We start from the raw sequence: 22,997 nt of genomic DNA, 5'->3' as shown, positions 1-22,997 counted from the left end.
AGAACATAGTTGTTGCCGGAGAGGGGCCCCACGATCGGGCCGTTGATGGTTCCGCTATTGCTCGCGGTCGAACCGGCGGGGAAGGTGAGCCTCGCGTTGAGTACATTGATGGTGCCCGCGTTGCGGAAACTGCCCTCACCCTCACGCGAGAACTGCACCACGGATGTGATGGCGCCATAGTCGTGCGCCGCGAGAAGGTGAACGACCGCGGTCGCGCCGATGGTGATGTCGACGGGGGCATTGGGAACGCAGACGCCGCCGATGTCACTCGCCCACGCCCCGAGTGTTCCTCCACACCACAGGCGTCCGGCCGCCCACACCTCTCCGCTGTTGATCCTGATCGTCGACGCTATTCCCTGTTCCCCTGCGCCGATTCCCATGCCTTGGTACGGCAGCTCGGCTCCTGCTCTCACCGTGCCACCATTAATCGTGATGGGAGGCGCGACCGCCATTGCTCCGCTGCCCAGCGCGGCCGCGATGTACCCACCCAGCGCCGTCACCGTGCCGCCATTGATGGTGACCAGCTCAGCGCCTGCGGGCGCGCTGTCGCCCGTGCCGATGCCAGCACCGCGGTAGCCGCCAATCGCTTCGATGGTTCCGCCGTTGATGGTGATCGCCCCATTGGCCCCCCGGTCGCTGCCACCGATGCCCGCGCCGCCGCCACCGCCAGTCGCCCTCAGGATTCCGGGACCGTTGACGGTCAGCGATGCCCCCACCGGCACCTCGATACCGGCTTTGCCGTCCGGGCTTCCTGCCGATCCAGCACCTTGGACGGTGAGGCTGAAACCGTTCAGCTCGAGAACGACGTCATTGGGGGCGGGAATGCGCAGGCCCGCCCCGGTGATGTTGTCGCCGAGGGTCACCGTGCCACCAGCATCCAGGCCCGCCTGAAGCTCAGCGTGACTCGTGACCGGCGTAGCGGCGGCGGCAGGTGAAGCGGCACCGCTGACGCTGCCCGCGAACGCCAGGATTGCGACGAGTGTGGCCGCGACGAACCGCGTTCGTGCACGCGCGTGCGCGAGTTCGGTGTCGGCGAGGAATCGAGAAAGACGCATGCCACCAGCACAGTGGATGCGCCCGCTCGCGCCTAGGGAGCCAACTCCCCAATCGGAAGTTCTGTGCGCACGCCCGGGTCAGCTGCGGAGACGAGCGGATGTCGCGGGCTCGAGCCTCGTGGCATCCGGCTCGTTCCACGCCTTGATGGCCGCCCACGCGACCGCGGCGAGCGGCACTGCGAGGAAGGTGCCGATGATTCCGCCGAGGATCGTGCCTGCCGACAGCGCGAGCAGGATGACGAGGGCGTGCAGCTTGAGGGCGTTGCCGAGCACCACAGGGGCGAGAAGGTTGCCCTCGAGCTGGTTGACGAGGATCACGACGCCAGCGACGATCAGGGCAGTCACGAGGTCGTTGGTGACGAGGGCGACCAGTGCAGCGAGCGTGCCCGCGACCGTCGCGCCGACGATCGGGATGAACGCGCCCACGAAGACCAGGAGGGCCAGCGGCAGGGCCAGGGGCACCTGGAGAATCCAGAGCGCAAGACCGATGAAGATGGTGTCGACGAGTGCCACGATCGCGGTGCCGCGGATATAGCCGCCGAGCACTCCTGTCGCGCGACTGCCGACTCGGCGGGCTCGCCGCTTGCGGTTCGGCCGCAAGGGACGCAGGAGAAACTCCCACATCTCGGGGCCGTCCTGCAAGAAAAAGAAGAGCAGCACGACAGTGAGGACCGCACCAGTGAGCAGTTCGACGACGGTACCTGCCCCGGCGAGGGCCGTCGACCCAAACTGCGCACTCGTGAGGAAGTCGCCGATGCTCTTACGGACCTCCTCCAGCTGGGAGGTGTCAATCGGAAACGCGCCGGACTGCAGGTAGTCCTGGATGGTGTCGATAGCCCGGGTGACGGCGTCGGACAGATCCTCCCACTGGCTGCGAACGCCCGTGACGACGAGTGTGATGATGCCACCCAGCACGACCACTCCTGCCAACAGCGTGCCGAGGGTTGCGAGCGGTCGCGGGAAGCGGTGCTTCACCAGCCAGCGCACGAGCGGATACAACGCGGACGCGAGGATGAGGGCAATAAAGACTGGGATGACGATGATCTTGAGCTGAATGGTCGCAAGGACCACCAGACTCACGAGGGCGAGCACGAGGAGCGTCTGGCCGCTGCGGATCGAAAGACGACCGAGGGAGTCCGTCCACAGCGGGCGGGGTGAGTCGATCAGCTCGGCGCGTTCCGACGCGGTCAGGTTCGGGTCGACGGGTGGCGTCGACGGCGTGCGCGAGAAGAGTCCCATGCGCCCACGCTACTGCCGAAGCCGTGAGAAAGCTCGAAACGGCCGGCTCCCCGAAGGGAACCGGCCGCTTGGTTTCGATACGGCCCTGGCGGGCCTACTCAACACACCGAGTCGTTACGCGCCGACGCCCACGGGGTCGGCGGACGTCACGTGGTCGACGGCCTCGATGAGCTTCATGCCCAAGTCGGAGTCGACCGAGGTCCAGTACCACATGAAGCGGTCCTTGACGACGGGAACCGTGAGGGCCTGGTACTGGCCGACGAGGGTCTTGAGGAAGCGCTCCTTCGACTCCTCGCTGAACACCTCGCGGTAGAGGATGCCGGCCTGCACGAAGTCGCCGTCCTCCGAGTGGAGGGTCTGGGCGGCGCGGATGAGCTCGCCGTCCGTCTCCCAGCCGCCCTCGGATGCCGCGGCCGCGTCGGCCTCGGCACCACCGAAGGAGTTCGGGGTGTAGACGGGGGTCTCTGCGGTGTTGAACTGGTACCGCATCTGGCCCTCGTGCTGGTAGTTGCGCACCTCAGCCGCGTGCGGCTGGTTGACCGGCAGCTGGTTGTAGTTGGCGCCGATGCGGTAGCGCTGCGCGTCGGGGTAGGCGAATACGCGGGCCATGAGCATCTTGTCGGGGCTGATGTCGGTGCCGGGAACCAGGTTCGACGGCGAGAAGGCAGCCTGCTCGATCTCCGCGAAGAAGTTCTGCGGATTGCGGTTGAGCGTGAAGTGCCCGACCTTGATGAGCGGGTAGTCCTTGTGCGAGATCGTCTTCGTCATGTCGAAGATGTTGTAGCGGTAGGTCTTGGCCTCCTCGTAGGGGACCGCCTGCACGAACACGTCCCACGTGGGGTGCTCGCCGCGCGCGATCGCCTCGTAGAGGTCACGACGGTAGTAGTCGGCGTCCTGGCCGGCGATGCGCTCGGCCTCCTCCGCCTCCATGAGCTCCACGCCCTGGCGGGACTTGAAGTGGTACTTGACCCAGAAGCGCTCGCCCTCGGCGTTGATCCACTGGAAGGTGTGCGATCCGTAGCCGTTGAGGTGACGCCACGACTTCGAGAGGCCGCGGTCACCCATGAGGTAGGTCACCTGGTGGGCCGACTCGGGCGAGAGGGTCCAGAAGTCCCACTGCGCGTCGGCGTTGCGGAGGCCGGTGGCACCCATGCGCTTCTGCGAGTGGATGAAGTCGGGGAACTTCATGCCGTCACGGAGGAAGAAGACGGGGGTGTTGTTGCCGACGACGTCGTAGTTGCCCTCGGTCGTGTAGAAGCGCAGCGCGAAACCGCGCACGTCGCGCCACGTGTCGGGCGAACCCTGCTCGCCGGCGACGGACGAGAAGCGGAGGAGGACCTCGCTCGAGGCGCCGGGCTGGAAGACAGCTGCCTTCGTGTACTTCGAGACGTCTTCGGTGACGACGAACTCACCGAAGGCGCCGCCGCCCTTGGCGTGGGGGTTTCGCTCCGGGACACGCTCGCGGTTGAACGAGGCGAGCTTCTCGACCAGGAAGCGGTCGTGCAGCGCGGTGACGCCATCCGGGCCGGTCGTGAGCGAGTGGGCATGGCTCGGGATTGGCGCGCCCGTCTGCGTGGTGGTGACGTTAGTCAAGGATTCTCCTTCTTGGTGGTGTTGGGTCAGTGTGAGTCTGTTGAGGCCTGGCATGCGGGGCAGAGCCCCCAGAAGGTGACCTCCGCCGTGTGGATGCTGAAGCCCGAATCTGCCGAGGGGATCAAGCAGGGGGCGTGACCGACGACGCAGTCCACGTCTTCGAGGGCACCGCATCCGCTGCAGACGACGTGATGGTGGTTGTCGCCCGTGCGGAGCTCATAGCGGGCGGGAGAGCCGGCGGGCTCGATCTTGCGCAGCAGGCCCGCCGTTGCCAGGGCCGCGAGCACGCCATAGACGGCTTGGATCGACGTGCCGGGGAGGTCGCCGCGCACCGCACCGAACACCGTGTCGGCGTCGGCGTGGGGTCGGGACTCGAGCGCCCGCATGACGGCGAGCCGGGGTTCGGTGACCTTGAGTCCGGCGTCGCGGATGCGCTCGCTGAGCACTGCCGGAGACGTCGTTCGCATACGTCCATTGTATTGCTTGTTTTGAATCACTCAAAACAAGTGCCGCGGCGCGTCCCGGTAGACTGGGAGCACTCATCCGCGCGATCCCCCTGGAGTCACCGTGCCCACAATCGTCGTCGAGGTCATGCCCAAGGCCGAACTGCTCGACCCCCAGGGCAAGGCCGTCGCCGGTGCCCTCCACCGCCTCGGCAAGGAACACTTCACGGATGTGCGCATCGGCAAGCGCTTCGAGCTCACGGTCGCCGAGGTCACCGACGAGGTCGTCGAGGAGGTTCGCCAGCTCGCGGCTGACATGTTCTCGAACTCGGTCATCGAAGATGTCGTGAACATCATCGTCCCCGAGGTTTCGACAGGCTCAACCCGCGGGGCCGCAGGAGAGACCCACTGATGGCACCCCGCGTCGGCGTCATCACCTTCCCCGGCTCGCTCGACGACCGGGACGCCCAGCGCGCCGTCCGCCTCGCAGGCGGCGAGCCCGTCGCGCTCTGGCACGGCTCGCACAGCCTCGACGGCGTCGACGCCCTCGTGCTCCCCGGCGGCTTCAGCTACGGCGACTACCTGCGCGCGGGCGCCATCGCGAGCTTCTCCCCCATCATGGCGGAGGTCGTCGACGCCGCGAACAAGGGGATGCCGGTGCTCGGCATCTGCAACGGCTTCCAGATGCTTGCCGAAGCCCACCTGCTCGAGGGCGGGCTCATCCGCAACAGCCACGGCCAGTTCATCTGCCGCGACCAGGTGCTGCGCGTCGAGAACACGGCGACCGACTGGAGCCGCGGCTACGAGCAGGGCCAGGAGATCGTGATCCCGCTCAAGAACGGCGAGGGCGGCTTCATGGCGAGTGCCGAGACGATCGAGCGACTCGAGGGCGAAGGCCGAGTCGTCTTCCGCTACGTCGACGTCGACCCCAACGGGTCGCTCAACGCGATCGCGGGAATCACCAACGAGCGCGGCAACGTCGTCGGCCTCATGCCGCATCCGGAGCACGCGGTCGAGGAGGGCTTCGGGCCCGACACCAACGCGGCGATGCGCAACGGCACAGACGGCCTCACCATCTTCACGAGCGCGATCCAGCACGCGCTGCAGTCAGCATGAGCGCCACGAGCACGACCACACGGGTGACGCCGCAGCGTTTCTTCCGTGTCGTCGCGATCGCTGAGGCGATCACCTGGACCATGCTCATCGCAGGCCTCCTCATGAAGTACGTCTTCACGATGGGAGAGACCGGCGACCTGGCGGTGCGCATCGGCGGCACCATCCACGGCTTCGTGTTCATCACCTACGCCGCGACCGTCATCATCGTCGGCTTCAACCAGCGCTGGGGCATCCCCCTCATCGCGCTCGGCGTCGTCACGGCGGTCGTGCCCTACGCGACCATCCCGTTCGACGTCGCGATGGATCGCCGCGGCCGACTCGAGGGCGACTGGCGCACCGAGGCGACGGATGACCCGCGCGACAAGAACTGGATCGACCGGCTGCTGCGGTGGTTCCTGGCGCGCCCGATCCTGCTTGTCGTGGTCTTCATCGTCGCCGTCGTGGCCGTCTTCTTCGCGGCCCTCGCGATCGGCCCGCCCGGGGGCGACCACTAGGCGGACTTCGCCTCCGGCATCACCACCCGCGTGGCGGGGAGCGCCTCGGGGTGCACCTCCTGCAGCCACGTGACCATCTCCTCGCGCACGAGGCACATGAGGCTCCACTGGTCGCCCGAGTCCTTGGCCGAGACCAGGAAGCGGATCGTGACGAAGCCACCCTGGGATCCCGTCACCAGCACACTCCCGGCGCGGCCGTCCCACAGCTCGGTGCTCGCCAAGAGCTCCTGAAATCGCTCGCGCACTGCCTTGATGGGAACACGCCAGTCGACGTCCATGTAGACGGTGCCCATGATCTTGGGGTTCTGCCTGGTCCAGTTCTCGTAGGGCTGGCTCGCGAAATAGGTGCACGGGAGGATGAGGCGGCGCTCGTCCCACACGTTGACGACGACGTAGGAGAGGGTGATCTCGCCGATCGTGCCCCACTCCCCCTCCACCACGACGACATCGCCGACGCGCACCGAATCACTGAAGGCGAGTTGGATGCCCGCGATCAGATTGCCGAGGGTGGTCTGGGCAGCGAGGCCTGCGATGATGCTGACGATGCCCGCGGAGGCGAGCACGCTTGTGCCGACGGCACGCACCTCCGGGAACGAGAAGAGCACCACCCCGATCGCGATGACCGCGATCAGCACGTTGACGAGACGGCGGATGACCTGCAGCTGGGTGCGCATCCGTCGAACCTCGGGAAGGCTCTCACCCTCGGTCGAGTAGCGCCCCATGAGCCGCTCGATGCCGAAGGAGGTCAGCCCGGAGAGCAGCCACGCACCCGCCAGCACGGTCGCGATGAGGAAGACATGCGACAGTGCATCCCACCACTCGTATTGGGCGGGCGCGGTGAGTGCGGCCGCGTTCCAGAACGCGATGAGGGCGACGAGCAACTGGATGCGGGGGTGCAGTCGCACGACGAGCGCCCGCAGCCAGCGGCTCTGCTCGTCGGACCTCGAGACGATGATGCGCACGACGACCGCCACGATGACGTTCGCGACGAGGGCGATACCCACTGCCAGGAGGGTGCCCACCCAGCTGTTCCACTCGATCATTCAGTGTCCCTTCGCTTGTGAACTCCCCAGCCTAGGGATCGTGCCTCTCCGCTTCGTGATCGTCGTCGGGGCGGATGATCGGAATCGCCTGAGTGAACTCGTGCGCGCGTGTCTCCGCCTCGATGCTGCCCGTGAAGAGGCCGGGACGCTCCGGCAGGGGCTCCACATCCCCGTCGACAGTCGGCATTTCGACGGTCTTGGCGTCACGCTCGGACGGGTCAAAGGGGTCGAGCATGACGACCCGCTGCCGCGGCATCCCGGGCGAGCCCTGGCGGATGAGCCAGCGCACCATCTCCTCGCGCACGTGGCAGCGAAGGTCGAAGAGGCGCCCCGAGTCGCTGGCGGAGACGAGGATGCGCACGCGCATCGTGTTGCCTGTCGTTTCGGTCACCTGGAGCACCGACTCGCGCTGGTCCCACAGGCTCGTCGCCGCGAGGATGCGGTCCAGCTGGGTGCGCATGTCGTCGAGGTCGAGGTTCCAGTCGAGGTCGAATTCGACGACACCCAGCAGGTCGCTCGAGTGACGGGTCCAGTTCTCGAACGGGGTCGTCGTGAAGTAGGTCGACGGCAACACCAGGCGCCGGTCATCCCAGAGCTTGAGCACGACATAGGTGAGGGTCATCTCCTCGATACGCCCCCATTGCCCCTCCGCGATCACGACGTCGTCAACGCGGAGCGCCTCGCTGAAGGCCAACTGGATGCCGGCGAACATGTTGCCGAGCGTCGACTGCGCGGCGAGGCCCGCGATGACGCTGATGATGCCGGCGGAGGCGAGCAGGCTCGTGCCGACCGCCCGCACCGCGTCGAAGGTGAGGAGGACGCCGGCGATCGCGAGCACGATGACGATCGCAATGACGAGACGCCGCACGATCTCGAGCTGCGTGCGGGCGGTGCGCGCCGAACGACTCTCGGGATCGTTGCGGTACCGGGAGATCGCGTGGTCGATCGCGAGGATGATGAGGGCGCCGAACAGCCAGGCCGCGACGATAATGACGCCGATAAGGAAGCCGTGCGACACATACGGCCACAGCTCCCGGTCAGGCAGGGTCTGCCCCACCGCGAACCACAGGGCGATGACGACGACAAGCACGCGGAACGGCATGCGACCCCACCGCGTGAGATTGCGCACGAACTGGTACCGCCGCCCGAACGCCGCAGCCACCCCGGTCACAAACAGGATGACAACGGCCGCGATCACCAGCGCGATCGCGGCGGCGGCCGCCAACCCAGGCCACGACACCCACTCGAACATCCGCGCCTCCTCCCGGCCGACTCCCACGGTAGGCGCGTTGCGGCCGAAAGGTCAGGGGGACACGGATGCCCGGCCGCACCAACAAAGCGGTTGACGGATGCGAGGGGGCTAGCGCGCGAGCACCGTCTCGAGTCGTGCGTACGAAGCCTCCATGCCCTCGGCCATCCCCGTCGCGAGGATCATGTCGCGGGTCTCGCGGTCGGGGTACTCGATGTGCAGGATGACGAGGGTCGCGCCATCCTCCTCCTCGAACACGCTGTCGTTGATCGTCGAGGGCCCGTCGGTGCCCGCCATGCGTTCCGTCGTGACAACCCGGCGCGGCGGGTCAACGACGAGCACCTCGCCCTCGAAGCCGAAGGATTCACCCTCCGTGCCCTCGAGGGGCGCCCAGGAGTATCGGTAGCTCTCGCCCACCGTCTGGCTCGGTGTGCACTCGGTCATGCTCCAACCGTCGGGGCCGAGCATCCACTGCCGCAGCAGCTCCGGGTCGTTGTGGGCCTGCCACACGAGGTCGCGCGGGCCATCGATGAACCGCGTGATGCGCACGAGGGTGTCGCTCAGCTCCTCCACGCGGGTGCCCTTGCCCTGGGCGTACTCGCGAAGGCCCGCGAGCACCCGGTCGAGCTGGTTCATCGCCTGCGTCGAACCCTCGGTCGCGCCCATCGCGACGACCTGCTCCAGCGCTTCGGCGGCATCGAAGTAGGTGACATTGCGCAGGCGTGCGCGCGAGCCATCCGCTTCGAACTCGAAGGTCATGCGCATGGATGGAAACCCTTCGAGAGGCGCGCCATCGTCGCCCACGAAGCTGTCGATGACTTCGAAGCGATGGGGCGCGTCGATCGAGAGGAACTCCCAGCGTCCCGAGGAGCGCTCGCCCTTCGGCCCGGTCATGTGGTACTCGGCGTGCCCGCCAGGGCGCGGGTCGAAGCTCGTGAAGGTGGCCGGCCAGGTCGGCGGACCCCAGAAGCGCTCGAGCTGGCGCGGGTCGGTGAAGACCTGCCAGAGGCGATCGACGGATGCCTCGAATTCGGCGGTCAGCGTCATGGTGAGTTGTTCGGGGTCGGTCGTGACATCCGTGACAGGCATTGCGTTCTCCTTAGGGATTCTCGGCGAGCAACGCGTCGATTCGATCGACGCGTCCACGCCACAGTGCTTCGTAGTGCGCGAGGAGGGCTCGCGCGCGGGCGATCATTTCGGGGTTCGCGCGGACGAGTCGTTCGCGACCCTCCGCGCGCTTGACGATGAGACGGGCGGCCTCGAGCACGGCGACATGCTTCTGCACCGCTGCGAATGACATGTCGTATTCGCTGGCGAGGTCTGAGACCGACTGCTCGCGGTCGATCGTGCGGCGCAGGATGTCACGCCGCGTCGCTGCGGCGAGCGCCTGGAACAGGCGATCGACTTCGGCATCGCTCAGCTCTTCTCGCTCATCTCGTTGTGCAACCATTTGGTTGTACGTTACACCCGTGCGCGCGGTGGGTCAAGACTCTTCCTGGCATCCGGTGCACCCGGTGCGGCGGCGCAACCCCAGTGATGCGGTGTTTTCTGCGCGATGCGGCCCGCACAACGGCCGCGTCGCGCAGAAAACACCGCATCGCTGTGACGGGGCCGGGACCGCGACCGGGACCGCGGGCATGGGACGGCGGCCCGGTAGACTCGGGGGTGCCCGGCCGCGCGAGCCGTGGCATCCGTCTCGCCCAGGAGCTCCCTCGTGACCGACGTCTCAACCCCCGCCCGCCGCCACGTCGCCGACACCGTCGAGAACGCCAAGGCCACCCCCGAGAAGGAGCAGCCCTACGCGGCGCTCGGCCTGAAGCCCGACGAGTACCAGGCGATCCGCGACATCCTGGGCCGCCGCCCCACCTCGGGCGAGCTCGCGATGTACTCGGTCATGTGGAGCGAGCACTGCTCCTACAAGTCCTCCAAGAAGTACCTGCGCCAGTTCGGGCAGAAGGTCTCCGACGAGATGAAGAAGAACCTCATGGTCGGCATGGGCGAGAACGCCGGCGTCGTGGATGTCGGCGAAGGCTGGGCGGTCACCTTCAAGATCGAGTCGCACAACCACCCCAGCTACATCGAGCCGTTCCAGGGTGCCGCGACCGGCGTCGGCGGCATCGTGCGCGACATCATCTCGATGGGAGCCCGCCCCGTCGCCGTCATGGACGCCCTCCGCTTCGGCAAGATCGACGATCCCGATACGGCCCGCGTCGTGCACGGTGTCGTGAGCGGCATCAGCTTCTACGGCAACTGCCTCGGCCTGCCCAACATCGGCGGCGAGACCTGGTTCGACCCGGTGTACCAGGCAAACCCGCTCGTCAACGCCCTCGCGGTCGGCGTGCTCCGCCACGAAGACCTGCACCTCGCCAACGCCCGCGGCGTCGGCAACAAGGTCGTGCTCTTCGGCGCCCGCACGGGTGGCGATGGCATCGGCGGCGCATCCATCCTCGCCTCCGACTCCTTCGACGAGGGCGGCCCCACCAAGCGGCCCGCCGTGCAGGTCGGTGACCCCTTCGCCGAGAAAGTGCTCATCGAGTGCTGCCTCGAGCTCTTCAAGAACGAGCTCGTCGAGGGCATCCAGGACCTCGGCGCGGCCGGCATCTCGTGCGCGACCTCCGAGCTCGCAGCCAACGGCGACGGCGGCATGCGCATCCAGCTCGAGAACGTGCTGCTGCGCGACCCCACCCTCACGGCCGAGGAGATCCTCATGTCGGAGAGCCAGGAGCGCATGATGGCGATCGTGCACCCCGACAAGCTCGACGCCTTCATGGCCGTCGTCGACAAGTGGAACGTCGAGACGAGCGTGCTGGGAGAGGTCACCGATGGCGACCGCCTCATCATCACCCACTTCGGCGAGGAGATCGTCAACGTCGACCCCACCACCGTCGCGGTCGATGGCCCCGTCTACGACCGGCCCGTCGCCTACCCGGCGTGGCTCGACGCGCTGCAGGCGGATGGCGCGGCTCGCCTGCCCCGGGCATCCTCGTCTTCGGAGCTCCGGGCCCAGGCCCTCGCCCTGCTCGGCAGCCCCAACCTCGCCGCCAAGGACTGGGTCACCAATCAGTACGACCGCTACGTTGGCGGCAACACGGCGCTCTCGTTCCCGGATGACGGCGGCATGGTGCGCATCGATGAGGAGAGCGGCCTCGGCTTCGCGGTCGCGACCGATGCCAACGGGCGCTACTGCCAGCTCGACCCCGCGCAGGGCGCCAAGCTCGCCCTCGCCGAGGCATACCGCAACGTCGCGTCGACCGGCGCGAAGCCCGTCGCGGTCAGTGACTGCCTGAACTTCGGCTCCCCCGAGAACCCCGAGGTCATGTGGCAGTTCGCGCAGGCCGTCGAGGGCCTCTCCGACGGATGCCTCGAGCTCGGCATCCCCGTCACGGGCGGCAACGTCTCCTTCTACAACCAGACGGGTGACGTGCCCATTCACCCCACGCCCGTGGTCGCCGTGCTCGGCGTGATCGACGACGTCGCCCGCCGCGTGCCGAGCGGCTGGCAGGACGAGGGCAACAACATCTACCTGCTCGGCGTCACGCGCGAGGAGTTGGACGGTTCCGCATGGGCTGGCGTCATCCACGACCACCTGGGCGGACGCCCGCCGGCCGTCGACCTCGCGACCGAGAAGCAGCTGGCGGAACTCCTGCACTCAGCGTCCATGGGCAGCCTGCTCTCCTCCGCGCACGACCTCAGCGACGGAGGCCTCTGGCAGGCCCTCGCCGAGTCGGTCGTTCGCTTCGGCCTCGGCGCCCGCGTCTGGACGAGCGGCATCGAGCAGCGCGACGGCGTGGATGCGACATCCGCCCTCTTCTCGGAATCAACCGGTCGCGTGCTCGTGAGCGTGCCGCGTGAGGACGACGTGCGCTTCGTCGGGCTGTGCGAGGGCCGCGGCTACCCCGTGCTGCGCGTGGGTGTCACGGTCGACTCAGGCGAGCTCGAGGTGCAGGACCAGTTCACGATCTCGGTCGAGGAGCTGCGCGCAACGCACCGGGGCACGCTGCCCGAGCACTTCGGCGCGGTCGTCGGCGGCTAGTCCCTCACTCCTGAATTCAGGATCCAACTCTCCTGAATTAGGAAAGGCTAGTGTTCCGCGGTCAGGGAGGCATACGGCCGAATCGCCGGTGCGGGCAGCTCCCGAGCGAGCTCGAGGACAGCCGCCGGGATGTCGGCGAGCTTCCCGCCCGCATCGAGATCGAGCGCGCGGAACCAGTTCTCGCAGGCGCGCATGGCGGGTGTGGCAGCGATCTCGACCGTCAGGCCCTCGCGGGCGGGCACGGTGCGGCGCCAGCCGGCATCGGAGAGGTCGCGCCACTCGACCGTGAGGTGCACGGCCGCATGGTCGGAGAGGTTGCGGAGCGCGAACGGCGGCAGGGTGGCGCCATACTCGACCTGGTCGAGGAACGCGGCATCCGTCTCGAACAGCGGCGGCTCATCCGGGTCGCTGGCGCTCTGCACGAGCATGCTCAACTCGCGGGCGTGGTAGCCGACGTGGGCGATGACGTGCGCCTTCGACCAGCCGCCGATTGCTGACGGCTGCTCGAAGTCGGCATCGCTGAGACGCATGAGGAGTCGGCTGAAGTAGGCCTGGCCGCGGCGCGCCAGGAGGAGCTGCTCCTGGATTGCCGGGTCGGTGACCCTGTCTACGCGCGCCACCATCTCTGGCCTCCCCTGATCAGTGCCCGCCCTCGGGCATGACCGGCATGGCGCGGCCCTCGCCCGGCGAGAAGCTGCGGTCGAAGCCGAGCCGCTCGATGATGGGGAAGTCGTTGAAGCGGAAGAGATCGAGGTCGCTCTCGGCCTTGATCGACCAGGGCACCCACGACGGCACGACGAACACGTCGCCGCGCTCGATCTTGCGCTCGACGCCGCCGAGCTCGCAGAGGCCGCTCCCCTCAAAGACCTGCCAGACGGAGGAGCCGACCTCGTGCAGCACGGGGGTCTCGACTCCTGCGCGCAGGCGGTGGAACTCGGCGCGCAGCGTCGGCATCACGTCCCCGCCCGTCGTGGGGTTGACGTAGCGGATGGCCGCGTGGCCCTGCTCGACAGTGGCTGGGTAGCCCTCGTCCTCCAGCGCCAACTGCTCGCGCAGCGCAGCATCCGTGAATTCCCAGCGGTATGCCATCAGCGGCGAGTTGACCTTGGGGGCCAGCTCGGAGACCGGGCGCAGCCCCGGGTAGCCCCAGAGCCGCTCGTTGCGCGACACGTCGGGCGAGGACTCGTCGGTGACCCGCTCGGAGCCGAACTCGAAGAAGCCGACGTCCATGTAGTACGAGAACGGGGCGTCGAGCCCATCGAGCCAGGCCATCGGCTGGTCTGTGTCGTTGTGGTGTCCGTGGAAATGCCAGCCCGGCGTCAGGAGGAAGTCGCCGCGACGCATGGAGACAGGGTCGCCGTTGACCACCGTCCACACGCCTTCCCCCTCGATGATGAAGCGGAAGGCATTCTGGCTGTGCCGGTGCTCGGGGGCCGTTTCGTGGCCGCCGAGGTACTGGATGGCACACCACAGGGTGCGTGTGGCATAGGGGCGGCCGTCGAGGCCGGGGTTCGCCAGGGCGATTGCCCGACGTTCCCCGCCTCGACCGACCGGCACCAGGTCACCTGACTGCTTGGCGAGGTCGTAGAGACGCGACCATTCCCAGAGGTGCGGCACCGCCTTGGGCTTCGGATGCACCGGCACCAGGTCTTCCCTCTGTGTCCAGAGTGGCGACATGTGGTTCTCATCGAAGTCCCGGTAGAGCTGCTCGAGCTCTGGCGAGTTGTGTTCGCTGTTGGGATCGGTCATGACGACTCTTCTCTCTTGCTTGTGGGCTTCAGGTTCAGACTACAAACGCGCTACCCGAGGAAGACGGACTCCCACTCCTTGACGAGCTGGGTGCGGGCGCTCTCCGACCACTCCTCGAGCGGCACCGAGATGAGGTTTGCGCCATCCTTGGGCATGAGCGCACCCTCGTAAGCGTGTGACATGTCGTTGCGCGCCGGGAACTCGCCCGCGACATCGCTGATGGCCTGCTGGCCGCGCTCCGACAGGACCCATTCGATGTAGAGGCGGGCCGCGTTGGGGTTGTTCGCCTCTTCCATGACGCCGAGCGCGTTGGCCCAGGACGGCGTGCCGTCTTCGAAGAGCACCGAGTTGACCGGGGCTCCGGCGGCGCGCTGCGACGACACGACGCTCGGGCCCGAGATGCCGAGGGCGATCTCGCCACGCACGAGGTCCTGCGTGAGCGGCACGACGGACTGGTACATCTTGGGCGAGTTCCCCGCCAGCTGCTCCCAGTACTCCTCGCCGCCCACCTCGCGAAGCATGTGGTACGTCACGTAGGCGCTCCCGCCGACCGAGACGGGCGTCACGCCGATCTTGCCTTCCCACTTTGGGTCGAGCAGGTCGTCCCAACTCTTGGGAACGTCCTTCTCATCCACGAGCTTCTCGTTGAAGGCGAGCGCGAGGGTGACCTGCGAGCCCGTGTACCAGCGGTGCTCGGGGTCGTACTGCCCTTCCTCGAGCGCTTCGAGCGCCATGGGGGATTCGTACTCGGCGAGGATGCCGCGTTCCGCGACCTCGTTCATGAGAGTCAGGTCGTTGAGGCCCAGCACGTCGGCGACGCCGCGCCCCGCACCGGCTTCGGCGACGGCGCGCTCGTAGAGCTGCGAGGTGACGGCGCGAACCAGCTCAACCTCAATGCCGGTGTCCTCGGTGAAGACGTCGAGCAGGGCCCGATTCTGCTCCTCCGGGTAGGAGTCGTAGAGCACGAACTCGCCCTCCTCCTGGGCGGCAGCGTAGAGCTCGGCCGAGGCGATTGTCTCTCCATCGACGACAAGCTCCCCTCCGTCTCCACTGGAGCTGCCGGCGCCGGCGGTGGAGCCGCACGCGGTGAGGCCGAGCGTAACGCCCATGAACAGTGCAACTGGGATAGACCGCTTCATTGCTTGCTTCCTTTCGATTGCTGTGGTGTGCGTTGGCGGGCGCGAGTTACGCGGGCTTGAGCCACTTGCCGCCGATGATCGTGATGACCAGAAGGATGGCGCTGTAGGCGAGCGACATTGCCGCGACCTTGTCCCACTGGCCGTTCTCCCACTGCCCGAAGACGAGCACGGAGAGCACGCGCGTCTGGGAGGTGTAGAGGAAGATCGAGGACGAGAGCTCGCGCAGCGAAAGGATCAGCACGAGCAGGCCCGCGGAGATGATGCTCGTCCGCAGCAGCGGCAGCGTCACGTAGGTGAGGGCCCGGAGGTTGCCAGCACCAGCGACCTTGGCGGCCGCCTCGAGGTCGCCATCGATCTGTTGCATCGTGCCCGAGATGCCGCCGTAGCCCTGTGGGATGAGGCGTGCGATGTAGGCGAGCACGAGGATGATGAGCGTGCCATAGACCGGGAGCGGCACGACCGCCCAGGTCCAGAAGAACGCGAGGCCCATGATGAGCGCCGGGATGGCGACGGGGGCGGTTGCGAGCTGCTCGAGCAGGCGGCGGCCCTTCATCTGCGTGCGCTGGATGAAGTATGCGAGGGCCACGTAGAGGATGACGCCGAAGATCGCGGCCGCGATGCCCGCGACGAAGCTGTTGTTCAGCGCGTCGAGGAACGCCCCCGACGTGACCGTGTCGACGAACACATCGGTGGAGAAGGTGCTCGGGTCGAAGATGTCCGTAAACGACTCGACGTAGAGCGCTCCGGAGAACGCCGCCTTCGCGAGGGCGAGGATCGGGAGCACGACTGCGATGATGAGGTAGAGCGCGACGAGGCCGAAGGCGGGCCAGCGCCACTTGCCGAGCTTGACGACGCTGGGCTTGAAGCCCTTGCCGCTCACGGTCGTGTACGACTTGTTCTTCAGCAGCATCCGCTGGAAGACGATGATCGCGACGAGGATGACGAGCAGCGTCATGCCGAGGGCGCTCGCCTGGTTCATCTGCGACGGGGCGACCGTCATGAGCGAGTACACCATGGTCGGCAGCGTCTCGATGCCGCCGCCAGCACCGAGGATCGTCTGGATCGGGAAGTCCTCAAGCACGAGCGCGAAGGTCAGCACGGCCGCGCCCAGGAGCGCCGGGCGGATGATCGGCAGCGTCACGAAGCGCACGACGTGGCGCTGGCGAGCGCCGTGGATGAGCGCCGCCTCCTCCATCTCGGGGTTCATGAGCCGCAGCGCACCGAAGACGAAGATGAACGCGTAGGGCGAGTAGTAGATCGCCTGCACGAAGATGATCCCCGGCAGCGAATAGACGTTGAGGGTGACGTCCCACCCGATCCAATCGAAGAAGAGGTTGATGTAGCCGGCCTGGGGTGAGGCGATCAGGCTCCACGCCATCGCGCCGACAAAGGCGGAGATGAAGAGCGGGATGATGCCCGCGATGCTCACGATCGACCGGCCCGGCACGTCGCTTCGCGCCGCGAGCCAGGCCATGGCGGTGCCGAGGATCATCGCGAGCGACCCGGCGAAGAAGGCGATGATCGCCGAGTTGCCAGCCGCCGAGAGGCCCCGCGCGGAGAAGATTGCCGCGTAGTTGTCGAGGGTGAAGTTGCCGATCGCGTCACCCGGGCGCGGCGCGCTGTCGGTGAAGGATGCGACGAGCAGCACCACCATTGGCACGACCACGAGAATGGCCATGACCGCGAAGAGGATCAGGTAGGGCGCACGGAGCAGCCAGATCTTGTCCTTCGGGCCACGGGGCGTGGCGGGTTCGGCCGCACGCATCGCCGTCGTGTCGACGGTGAGTTGTGCGGTCATGATTCCACCACCGTGGGGAAGCAGCGCACGTCCTGCGCCTTGACGCCGAGCGTGATGGTGTCGCCGGGAGCGGCGAGGCGCTCGACGAAGGGCACGAGCACCTCGAGCAGCGTGCCGCCGACCCGGACCGAGTACTGGATCTGGCTGCCCAGCAGGCTCGATACCTCGATGCGGCCCGTGACCCGCCCGCCAGCCCAGGCCTCTGGCGGGTTCTCGGTGAAGTCCTCGGCCCGCAGGCACATCGACACGTCGCCAGCGGGACCGGCGTACGCGGTCGGCAGCGAGAAGTCGTCGAGCAGGACCGTGCCGTTCTCGGCGCGACCTTTCAGGAGGTTGTTGGTGCCAAGGAACTCAGCGGCGAAGAGCGTCTTGGGGTTGCGGTAGAGCTCGAGAGGCGCTGCGACCTGCTCGATGACGCCGTTGCGCATGAGCACGACGCGGTCGGCGAGCGCGAGCGCCTCGGCCTGGTCGTGCGTGACGTAGATCGAGGTCGTGCCGAGTCGCTGCTGCGTCTGCTTGAGCTCGACGCGGAGCTTCTCGCGAAGCTTGGCGTCGAGGTTGGAGAGCGGCTCATCGAGCAGCAGCACGGCGGGGCTCATGACGATGCTGCGGGCCAGGGCGACGCGCTGCATCTGGCCACCGCTCAGCATGCTGGCCGAGCGGCTGCCCTGCGCCTCAAGTCCGACGAGGGCAAGGACCTCGTCGACACGCTGGGCGGCCTCTTTGCGCGGAACCTTCTGCATCTTCAGCGGGAAGGAGACGTTCTCGCGCACCGTGCGGTGCGGCCAGATCGCGTAAGACTGGAAGACCATGCCGATGTTGCGGTCGGCGGGCGCCCGGTCAATGCCCTTGGACGAGTCGAATACGACCTGGCCCCCGACCTCGATCGTGCCGGAGGTCGGCACCTCGAGTCCCGCGATCGACCGCATCGTCGTCGTCTTGCCGCACCCCGAGGGGCCAAGCAGCACCAGGAACTCGCCCTTGCGCACCGCAAGGTCAAGCGACTCGAGTGCGGTTGCCTTGCCGAACTTCTTATGGAGGCCCTGCACGTTGACGGCGAGTTCCTCGCCGGCATTTGCCGCCTCGAACGTCGCTCGCTCTTGCAGCATCGACGCAGTGTTCATGCTCTTCCTTTCCTTGAGACCCGGGACGCTTGGCCCGGGTCGCGGCGCGTTGCTCTTCGTCGAGCTACGCGTCTTTCTCAACCCGGTGTGCGTGCGCGAGCACCCACGAGGCAAACTTGGCGACCTTGGCGTCGATCACGAGGGGGCGGTCGCGGGGGCCGGCCAGCCACAGGCTCACGGCGTCGACGTCGTCGAGGGTCTCGACAGTGATGGCATCGCATCCGAAGCCCCTCGCAATCGCCGCGAGGTCGGTCTCGGGGAACACGACCGTCTCCAGCTGGTCGGTCACGTGCTCGAAATGGTGCACCTCGGCGCCGTACGCGCTGTCGTTGTAGATCACGATGACCATGCCGAGGCCCAGGCGCACAGCCGTGTCGAGCTCGACGAGGCTCATCATGAAGCCGCCATCGCCGATGCCCGCGACGACGAGTCGCTCGGGCGACGCCACGGCGGCGCCGATCGCGCTCGAGAGCGCGAGGCCGATCGACTGGAACGAGGCGGGGAAGCAGAAGCCACGCTCGTCGGGCACCCGCAGGTGCGCCGCCGGGTAGCAGGCGAAGTTGCCACCGTCGGGCACGACGACGCGCTCGGTGGGGAGGATGTGCTCGAGGGCGTTGCTCAGCTCGCGCGGGTCGACGCGGCGCTCCTCAGCGCGCGACTCGACCGCTTGGTCGGCCCAGTAGCGCGACTCGCGCACCTTCACAGCCACTTCGTCGCTGCGGTAGCCGACGCGCGAGCCCGGCAGTTCGCGAACGAGGGCCTGGGCAACCTCCCTCGCGTCACCCCAGACGCCGACATCGACGGGACGGTGCCATCCGATCGCGTCGAGCCGGTCATCGACCTGCACCACCTTGGCGTTCGCCAGAAGGCTGCCGCTGCGGGTCGTCCAGTTGTTGAGGGCGACCCCGAAGGCGAGGACCACGTCAGCATCCTGCACGAGTTCCGCAGCACCGTCGGTGGCGAAGCCGCCCATGATGTCGAGCGCCCAGTCGTCGTCGACGAAGAGTCCGCGGCCCGCGGCAGAGGTGACGAGCAGTGCGCCGATGCGAGCGCCGAGTTCCCGAAGGTCGGCCCCCGCGCCCCAGGCGCCGCGGCCCGCGACGATGACAGGACGCTCAGCCTCTGCAAGGAGCTCGAGCACCTCCCGGACCGACTGCTGCGACGCCCCGGCACGTACGGGGGCGTTCGCCGCCGGAATGCTGTCGACGCTCCACTCAACGAGTTCGTCCTGGATGTCGATCGGCAGCGAGAGCACGACCGTGCGGCGCTCGTAGAGGGCCGAGCGGAAGGCGCGAGCGGCGTCGCTCACGGCGCTCTTCGCCGAGTGGATGCGCTCCGGCACGGCACCGAGGGCACGCACTGCCGCGTCCTGGTCGATGTAGAAGTTGGAGGTGACGTGCCCATTGGCGGTGTCCCCCGAGACGACCAGCACTGGCGAGTGACACTTGGCGGCCTCGACGATGCCGGTCATGGCGTTCGTGAGTCCGCAGCCCTGGTGCACACTGACGATGGCAACCTTGCCGGTGAGGCGCGCATAGGCATCCGCCATGCAGGCCGCGCCCATCTCGTGACGCGCGGCGGTGAATTCGACACCCCCGTCCAGGATGGCGTTGGTGACGTGGAAGTTGCCGCTCCCGACAACTCCGAACACGTGTCCCGCACCGAGGTGCGCAAGAGTCCGTCCGACGGCTTCGGCTACCGTGACGCGATCCGACATCGGCTGTTCCCCGTTTCCCGCGGCTACTCTGCCGCTGTGGATCCATCGTCACAGCGCTCCTGCGCGCTGTCGATTTAGCCTTTGTTTGGCCCCGATAAGGTCGCCTTATTCGTGAGCGGAACGGCGCGCAGCATCCGCAAAGTCGGACGTGATGGCGTCATTGGTGATCGCGAAGTACCGCTCAGGGGTGGTGCGTGCGGCTCGTTCTACAACGCTCGAGAGCCAGGCGAGCGCCTCCATGTCGTGCCCGGTCGTGCGCTTGCAGAGGCACACGTCAACGTGGTCCACGTGAAAGGGCAGAGGTCGCGCGACGACCGGCCAGGTGACCGCCCACGCGCTCGCGAGACTGTCGGGTACGGTCGCGATGAAGTCCCCCATCGCCAGGAGCGGCGGCAGGGCGGCGAAGTTGTTGACGGCGACGGTGGTGTTGATGCGCAGGGCCAGCGTGTCGAACATGGCGCGCACATGGGGAAACCCCGAATCGCCCGTCACGACAATGTGGTTCGCTGCTTCGTACTGCTCGATGCTCATGTCGGCGTCGGCGTCGGCGTCGGCGTCGGCGTCGGCGTCGGCAAGAGGGTGCTGCTCTGACATGAGCGCCACATAGCGCGCCGTCTGCAGGGTCGTGCGCATGACGTTGGAGCCGACGGGCGAGGAGGTGATGGCGAGGTCAATCTTGCCCCGCTGCAGCCAATCGTCGACGCTGTCGGTGTCGAGCGCGACCACCTTGATGCTCACGCCGGGCGCAGTTGCGTGGACATCACGCAGGATGACTGGTAGGTAGCGGATCTCGCCGAGTTCCGACAGGGCGATCGTGAAGTGGTGCTGCGACGTCGCGGGGTCGAAGCCATGGATGCCCGTGATGGCCCGGTCGATGCGGAGCAGGGCCTCCCTCAGTTCGGGGTACAGCACGTCGGCGAGGGGGCTCGGTTCCATGCGCCGCTCGACGCGGGTGAACAGCACGTCATCGAGGTCGCGACGCAGGCGGTTGATGGCCTGGCTGACGGCCGGCGGGGTGACGAACAGTCTCTCTGCAGCCTCGGTAAGACTGCGTGCCTCATACACCGCCACAAAGGTGCGCAGGAGATTGAGGTTCATAGTGCCATTCTCCCCCACAACCGGGGGACACCGTCGGCCGCCAGTGGCCGCGTACACCGTGTGCTGCCGTGTTACCTGTTCTTCCACTGGGGTGCGCGCTTCTCGACGAACGCGGCGACCCCCTCGGCGCGGTCCTCGCTCGTGTACGGGTTCGGCCCGACATTGAGGCGCAGCGCCGAGGCGAGGGGTAGCCCCCAGCCCTTCACCGCCATCTCTTTGTAGCGACGCGTCGACACCGGCGAGTTGGCGACGATGCTGCGCACGTAGCCTTCGACCTCATCTGCGAACGATTCGCGCGAGACGACCTTGTTGACGAGTCCGATCTGGGCGGCCTCCTCGACGGGAACCATGCGGCCCGTGTAGAGCATGTCCATGGCATAGGCGCGAGGCACGAGCCGCGGCAGCACGATGGAACCGAAGTTGGCCCCCATGCCGCGCTTGGCCTCGGTCAGGCCGATCGTCGTGCCCTCCACGGCGATCCGGATGTCACAGGCCAACGCCAGCTCGCATCCTCCCGCGAGCGCGTGCCCGTTGATCGCGGCGATGACGGGCTTGTACGTCTCCGCCGCCACCTCCAGCATGTCCCGATAGGCGCCCGTCATAGGGGTGTGGACCTGGCGACCGGCCTTGGCGATGTTGTTCATCTCCTTGAGGTCACCGCCGGCGCAGAACGCCTTGTCGCCGGTGCCCGTGACAACGACGGCCCAGACCTCCGGGTCCTCCCCCGCCTCAACGAACGCCTCGGTGAGCAACTGGACGGTGTGGCGGCTCATCGCATTGCGCCGCTCCGGCCGGTTGATCGTGATGCGCGCCACGTGGTCGTTGAGTGCGTAGAGCACCTCGTCGGGCGTACCCGCGAGCAGTCCATCGGTCATCGTGCGTCTCCCTGCGTGTCGGTGTCGGTGTCGGTGCTGGTCTTTGCTGCCTCGACGATCCCCGCCTGCACGAGCGCCTCGAGCTGTTCGGGCGTCACCCCGATGTCGGAGAGGACCGCGGAGGTGTCTGCCCCGAGTCCCGGGGGCGCCCCGCGGTGGGCGAGGTACTCCCCGTCGAAGGTGAGCGGGGTGTTCACGATCGTGAACGGCCCCATCTGAGGATGGTCAAGCTGTTCGAGCTGACCGATTGCCTGCACCTGCGGATCGACGAGGACCTTGTCGAGCGTGTTGACCGCCGAGTGCGGCACCTGGGCGCGGTCAAGACGCTCGAGTAGTTCGTCCATCGTGAAGCGGCTCGTCGCTTCGCCCAGACGAGCATTCACGACCGCGCGGTTGGCAACGCGGGTGACGTTGTCGGCGAACTCCGGCGCATACTTCAGCTCGGGTGCCTCGATGGCCTTGAGGAGGCGGTAGAAGCTCTCGTTGTTGCCCACAGAGAGGAATACGTAGCCGTCGGATGCCGGGAACGCGCCGTTGGGCACGTTCCCGCCGAAGCCCGAGCCCAGCCGCTTCGGCACGGGATCTCCCGCGGCGACGTTCATGAGCGCCGGGCCGACCCACGACAGGGCCGTCTGCAGGAGGGATGCCTCGAGGTGCACGCCCTCCCCCGTCTGGTCGCGGCGGCGCAGGGCATCGAAGACGCCGAGCGCGATCCACATGCCCGTGCCGAGGTCCATGATCGACAGCGGCACGCGAGCCGGAGGCCCGTCATCCGCTCCCGTCATGGCGACAACACCCGAATAGGCCTGCAGCATCGCGTCGTAGGCCGGCTGCTCGCTCCGCGGACCCGTGCGCCCGTAGCCGGTCATCTCGGCGTAGATGAGGCGCGGGTTGATCTCGCGCATCCGCTCCCAGGTGAACCCGGCGGCGGCGAGCGCGCCGGGTCGCAGGTTCTGCACGAGCACGTCGGCCGAGGCGATGAGCTTCTCGAGCACCTCGGCGCCCTGCTCATCCTTGTAGTTCACGACGACGGACTTCTTGCTGCGGTTGAGCGCGAGGAAGGTGACCGAGACCCCCTTGATGACGGGGGCCCACGCCCTCGCGTCGTCTCCGCCGCCCAGGCGCTCGACCTTGATGACCTCGGCACCGAAGTCCGCGAGGATCTGGCAGCCATAGGGCACTGCGACGCTCGTGCCGATCTCGACGACCCGCACTCCTGCGAGTGACCCCAT

At 67.4% G+C, this 22,997-nt stretch carries 20 protein-coding genes and 2 pseudogenes; 5 read left to right on the top strand and 17 right to left on the bottom strand.

The genetic code is table 11. The annotated features are described in order from the left end of the window. Nucleotides 1-362: 362 nt before the first annotated feature. From FVA74_RS13870 to FVA74_RS01825, 4 genes and pseudogenes are all read right to left on the bottom strand, one after another. Nucleotides 363-1,055: pseudogene (locus FVA74_RS13870) on the bottom strand (hypothetical protein); the annotation flags it as partial. A gap of 78 nt (nt 1,056-1,133) precedes the next feature. Then, complete coding sequence (locus FVA74_RS01835) at nt 1,134-2,294, bottom strand: AI-2E family transporter (protein WP_240792269.1); 1,161 nt, start codon at nt 2,292-2,294, stop codon at nt 1,134-1,136. 114 nt (nt 2,295-2,408) lie between these two features. Beyond that, nucleotides 2,409-3,941: a catalase gene (locus tag FVA74_RS01830; protein ID WP_147720097.1), complete on the bottom strand. Its 1,533-nt coding sequence runs from the start codon at nt 3,939-3,941 to the stop codon at nt 2,409-2,411. After that, nucleotides 3,914-4,354 carry a Fur family transcriptional regulator gene (locus tag FVA74_RS01825; protein WP_147720096.1) on the bottom strand — a complete coding sequence of 147 codons (441 nt, stop codon included), beginning with the start codon at nt 4,352-4,354 and terminating at the stop codon, nt 3,914-3,916. Before FVA74_RS01825 ends, FVA74_RS01830 begins: the two co-directional genes overlap by 28 nt. Nucleotides 4,355-4,454: 100 nt before the next feature. On the opposite strand from FVA74_RS01825, the gene purS reads away from it, so the two are divergent. From purS to FVA74_RS01810, 3 genes are read left to right on the top strand one after another with little or no spacing between them, the layout of a single operon-like run. Beyond that, nucleotides 4,455-4,742 (top strand): phosphoribosylformylglycinamidine synthase subunit PurS, encoded by a 288-nt coding sequence (purS, locus tag FVA74_RS01820; protein WP_147720095.1) that lies wholly within the window; start codon nt 4,455-4,457, stop codon nt 4,740-4,742. Further along, entirely contained in the window at nt 4,742-5,446 is a 705-nt protein-coding gene (purQ, locus tag FVA74_RS01815; RefSeq protein ID WP_147720094.1) for a phosphoribosylformylglycinamidine synthase subunit PurQ, read from the top strand. Before purS ends, purQ begins: the two co-directional genes overlap by 1 nt. Further along, the gene (locus tag FVA74_RS01810; RefSeq protein ID WP_147720093.1) at nt 5,443-5,940 is read left to right on the top strand and encodes a DUF3817 domain-containing protein; all 498 of its coding nucleotides are present in this window, start codon (nt 5,443-5,445) and stop codon (nt 5,938-5,940) included. Before purQ ends, FVA74_RS01810 begins: the two co-directional genes overlap by 4 nt. On the opposite strand, the gene FVA74_RS01805 is transcribed toward FVA74_RS01810, so the two are convergent. After that, nucleotides 5,937-6,983: a mechanosensitive ion channel family protein gene (locus tag FVA74_RS01805; RefSeq protein ID WP_147720092.1), complete on the bottom strand. Its 1,047-nt coding sequence runs from the start codon at nt 6,981-6,983 to the stop codon at nt 5,937-5,939. The genes FVA74_RS01810 and FVA74_RS01805 overlap by 4 nt on opposite strands. A gap of 375 nt (nt 6,984-7,358) precedes the next feature. On the opposite strand from FVA74_RS01805, the gene FVA74_RS13865 reads away from it, so the two are divergent. Then, nucleotides 7,359-7,538: a hypothetical protein gene (locus FVA74_RS13865; protein ID WP_370454492.1), complete on the top strand. Its 180-nt coding sequence runs from the start codon at nt 7,359-7,361 to the stop codon at nt 7,536-7,538. On the opposite strand, the pseudogene FVA74_RS13860 reads toward FVA74_RS13865, so the two are convergent. The 3 genes and pseudogenes from FVA74_RS13860 to FVA74_RS01790 form a co-directional block, all read right to left on the bottom strand. Then, nucleotides 7,519-7,695 (bottom strand): annotated as a pseudogene (locus FVA74_RS13860) (mechanosensitive ion channel domain-containing protein); the annotation flags it as partial. The gene FVA74_RS13865 and the pseudogene FVA74_RS13860 sit on opposite strands and share 20 nt — an antisense overlap. A 648-nt stretch (nt 7,696-8,343) precedes the next feature. Next, complete coding sequence (locus FVA74_RS01795) at nt 8,344-9,321, bottom strand: SRPBCC family protein (RefSeq protein WP_147720090.1); 978 nt, start codon at nt 9,319-9,321, stop codon at nt 8,344-8,346. Nucleotides 9,322-9,331: 10 nt separating this feature from the next. After that, nucleotides 9,332-9,682, bottom strand: a complete 351-nt coding sequence (locus FVA74_RS01790) for a helix-turn-helix transcriptional regulator (protein ID WP_147720089.1) — start codon at nt 9,680-9,682, stop codon at nt 9,332-9,334. Nucleotides 9,683-9,946: 264 nt separating this feature from the next. Here FVA74_RS01790 and purL point away from each other — a divergent pair, with 264 nt between their 5' ends. Further along, nucleotides 9,947-12,265 carry a phosphoribosylformylglycinamidine synthase subunit PurL gene (gene purL / locus FVA74_RS01785; RefSeq protein WP_147720088.1) on the top strand — a complete coding sequence of 773 codons (2,319 nt, stop codon included), beginning with the start codon at nt 9,947-9,949 and terminating at the stop codon, nt 12,263-12,265. A gap of 47 nt (nt 12,266-12,312) precedes the next feature. Here purL and FVA74_RS01780 read toward each other — a convergent pair whose 3' ends face one another. The 9 genes from FVA74_RS01780 to FVA74_RS01740 form a co-directional block, all read right to left on the bottom strand. After that, nucleotides 12,313-12,888, bottom strand: coding sequence for a maleylpyruvate isomerase N-terminal domain-containing protein (locus FVA74_RS01780; protein ID WP_147720087.1), 576 nt, complete (start codon nt 12,886-12,888; stop codon nt 12,313-12,315). 16 nt (nt 12,889-12,904) lie between these two features. Next, nucleotides 12,905-14,014: a cupin domain-containing protein gene (locus FVA74_RS01775; protein ID WP_147720086.1), complete on the bottom strand. Its 1,110-nt coding sequence runs from the start codon at nt 14,012-14,014 to the stop codon at nt 12,905-12,907. Between the two features lie 50 nt (nt 14,015-14,064). Further along, nucleotides 14,065-15,153 carry an ABC transporter substrate-binding protein gene (locus FVA74_RS01770; protein WP_147720085.1) on the bottom strand — a complete coding sequence of 363 codons (1,089 nt, stop codon included), beginning with the start codon at nt 15,151-15,153 and terminating at the stop codon, nt 14,065-14,067. A 46-nt stretch (nt 15,154-15,199) separates the two neighbouring features. After that, nucleotides 15,200-16,951, bottom strand: coding sequence for an iron ABC transporter permease (locus tag FVA74_RS01765; protein WP_147720084.1), 1,752 nt, complete (start codon nt 16,949-16,951; stop codon nt 15,200-15,202). Beyond that, nucleotides 16,948-18,075 carry an ABC transporter ATP-binding protein gene (locus FVA74_RS01760; RefSeq protein WP_240792267.1) on the bottom strand — a complete coding sequence of 376 codons (1,128 nt, stop codon included), beginning with the start codon at nt 18,073-18,075 and terminating at the stop codon, nt 16,948-16,950. Before FVA74_RS01760 ends, FVA74_RS01765 begins: the two co-directional genes overlap by 4 nt. Nucleotides 18,076-18,139: 64 nt before the next feature. Further along, on the bottom strand, nt 18,140-19,792 hold the full coding sequence (locus FVA74_RS01755; protein WP_147720083.1) for a thiamine pyrophosphate-binding protein: 1,653 nt from the start codon (nt 19,790-19,792) through the stop codon (nt 18,140-18,142). Nucleotides 19,793-19,897: 105 nt separating this feature from the next. Beyond that, entirely contained in the window at nt 19,898-20,890 is a 993-nt protein-coding gene (locus FVA74_RS01750; protein WP_147720082.1) for a LysR family transcriptional regulator, read from the bottom strand. A 71-nt stretch (nt 20,891-20,961) separates the two neighbouring features. After that, complete coding sequence (locus tag FVA74_RS01745; RefSeq protein WP_147720081.1) at nt 20,962-21,765, bottom strand: enoyl-CoA hydratase/isomerase family protein; 804 nt, start codon at nt 21,763-21,765, stop codon at nt 20,962-20,964. Next, nucleotides 21,762-22,997 carry a CaiB/BaiF CoA-transferase family protein gene (locus FVA74_RS01740; RefSeq protein ID WP_240792266.1) on the bottom strand — a complete coding sequence of 412 codons (1,236 nt, stop codon included), beginning with the start codon at nt 22,995-22,997 and terminating at the stop codon, nt 21,762-21,764. Before FVA74_RS01740 ends, FVA74_RS01745 begins: the two co-directional genes overlap by 4 nt.

The organism is Salinibacterium sp. dk2585 (assembly GCF_008001035.1).
Taxonomy (GTDB): domain Bacteria; phylum Actinomycetota; class Actinomycetes; order Actinomycetales; family Microbacteriaceae; genus Homoserinimonas.
The sequence above is the reverse complement of the archived record's forward strand: the minus strand, read 5'-3'. Positions and strand labels throughout refer to the sequence as shown.

Coding starts and splice junctions, on each gene's coding strand:
- FVA74_RS01835 (WP_240792269.1), bottom strand. CDS start 2,294: ATGGGACTCTTCTCGCGCACGCCGTCGACGCCACCCGTCGACCCGAAC.
- FVA74_RS01830 (WP_147720097.1), bottom strand. CDS start 3,941: ATGCCAGGCCTCAACAGACTCACACTGACCCAACACCACCAAGAAGGA.
- FVA74_RS01825 (WP_147720096.1), bottom strand. CDS start 4,354: ATGCGAACGACGTCTCCGGCAGTGCTCAGCGAGCGCATCCGCGACGCC.
- purQ (WP_147720094.1), top strand. CDS start 4,742: ATGGCACCCCGCGTCGGCGTCATCACCTTCCCCGGCTCGCTCGACGAC.
- FVA74_RS01810 (WP_147720093.1), top strand. CDS start 5,443: ATGAGCGCCACGAGCACGACCACACGGGTGACGCCGCAGCGTTTCTTC.
- FVA74_RS01805 (WP_147720092.1), bottom strand. CDS start 6,983: ATGATCGAGTGGAACAGCTGGGTGGGCACCCTCCTGGCAGTGGGTATC.
- FVA74_RS01795 (WP_147720090.1), bottom strand. CDS start 9,321: ATGCCTGTCACGGATGTCACGACCGACCCCGAACAACTCACCATGACG.
- FVA74_RS01790 (WP_147720089.1), bottom strand. CDS start 9,682: ATGGTTGCACAACGAGATGAGCGAGAAGAGCTGAGCGATGCCGAAGTC.
- FVA74_RS01780 (WP_147720087.1), bottom strand. CDS start 12,888: ATGGTGGCGCGCGTAGACAGGGTCACCGACCCGGCAATCCAGGAGCAG.
- FVA74_RS01775 (WP_147720086.1), bottom strand. CDS start 14,014: ATGACCGATCCCAACAGCGAACACAACTCGCCAGAGCTCGAGCAGCTC.
- FVA74_RS01770 (WP_147720085.1), bottom strand. CDS start 15,153: ATGAAGCGGTCTATCCCAGTTGCACTGTTCATGGGCGTTACGCTCGGC.
- FVA74_RS01765 (WP_147720084.1), bottom strand. CDS start 16,951: ATGACCGCACAACTCACCGTCGACACGACGGCGATGCGTGCGGCCGAA.
- FVA74_RS01760 (WP_240792267.1), bottom strand. CDS start 18,075: ATGAACACTGCGTCGATGCTGCAAGAGCGAGCGACGTTCGAGGCGGCA.
- FVA74_RS01755 (WP_147720083.1), bottom strand. CDS start 19,792: ATGTCGGATCGCGTCACGGTAGCCGAAGCCGTCGGACGGACTCTTGCG.
- FVA74_RS01750 (WP_147720082.1), bottom strand. CDS start 20,890: ATGAACCTCAATCTCCTGCGCACCTTTGTGGCGGTGTATGAGGCACGC.
- FVA74_RS01745 (WP_147720081.1), bottom strand. CDS start 21,765: ATGACCGATGGACTGCTCGCGGGTACGCCCGACGAGGTGCTCTACGCA.
- FVA74_RS01740 (WP_240792266.1), bottom strand. CDS start 22,997: ATGGGGTCACTCGCAGGAGTGCGGGTCGTCGAGATCGGCACGAGCGTC.